2 protein-coding genes are annotated in these 1,127 nt (G+C 61.1%); both read right to left on the bottom strand.

Annotated features, from left to right (window positions below; all coding sequences use genetic code 11):
• Nucleotides 1-358: 358 nt before the first annotated feature.
• Complete coding sequence (locus P3T23_RS47820; protein WP_429322975.1) at nt 359-622, bottom strand: hypothetical protein; 264 nt, start codon at nt 620-622, stop codon at nt 359-361.
• A gap of 164 nt (nt 623-786) precedes the next feature.
• A partial coding sequence (locus P3T23_RS47815) for a macro domain-containing protein (RefSeq protein ID WP_429322974.1) occupies nt 787-1,127 on the bottom strand: 341 nt, incomplete at its 5' end.

Here is a 1,127-nt window from a genome sequence, read left to right as displayed (position 1 = left end):
GTGGGCCTGCGTCGCCTGATCCAGTTTTCGGCCATCATTTTTCGTCTTCATACCTGTATAACGCGCAAGGCACTATTTGGTGCACCTGTCAGTAAATGGGGTGAGGAAGACCCACCGCACCGCATTGCGAGTTCGGCGGGTGTCCTCCATTGAATGGGTTGACGCGGTCAGCTTTTACTGCGCGCCGGGGGCCGCTGTACCGGCGGCGACATCGACGGCAAAAGCGCCACGGTCCTTGAAAGCGCCGTGGCGAAGTGAGGGCGGTTCTGCGCGACTGGAAACGTCCGACGTGCCGGCCAGATCACCTCTACGTGTGCCGCGAGGCGGCAGGCCGGACGCGCGGCTACGGCTGCTGACCCTACGACGTGGCCGGCGCCTGCGCGTATCGTGGATCACCCGCATACACGGGCGTGTTGGTGCCATCTGCAGCGACGAAGGGCACGCGCCGCACCTTGAACACATCCAGTACCGATGGGTCGGTGACGACAAGATCGACGAGGCCATCCGGCCAGATCTGCACGACGCACGCCTGTAATGGCGGACTTGTCGAGCTGGACATGAAGTTGACCTGCTGGTCGAGTGTGGGCGTGGCCGCGCCCGCATCGGTCTCGGGAGTACTCATCTTCGTCTGCCTCACGGTTCGATTGATCAATCCCGCTCCCCGTGTGACAGACAGGAGCGACGTGAAGGCGCTGCAGGCTGCGCCCATAGGATTGCGCATCCTTCGTGCGGTCGGTGCTCTCGCACTGCCAGCGAACTGAACCGGCGCCTCCCCGGGCCAGCCATCTATCCCCGTGCCTGCTGGCGGGGTTCACAAAGCAGGACGTACACTTGCGGAACCTGTCGCATGGCCAGCTCGATACATGGTCGCACGTCCTTCCAGTCCAGGCCGCCAAGACCACAGCCAAGCGGTGGAATCGCGATCGAGCGGATATGCCGTAGCCGGAGGACGTTCACCAGATCCGAGAGGCCTGCATCGATATCTTCGATCAGGCTCCCGTCACTCCAGTGACGTTTTGTGGGAAAGTTGATTGAATATTCCACGCCAAAGTGAACAGGGATTCCACGGCAAAAAGAACACGAATTCCACGGCAAAGTGAACGCCGATTCCACGGCAAAAAGAACAG

The sequence above is a fragment of the Paraburkholderia sp. GAS448 genome, from assembly GCF_050435685.1.
In the GTDB taxonomy this organism is placed as follows: domain Bacteria; phylum Pseudomonadota; class Gammaproteobacteria; order Burkholderiales; family Burkholderiaceae; genus Paraburkholderia.
This window is presented reverse-complemented; position numbering and strand designations above follow the sequence as displayed.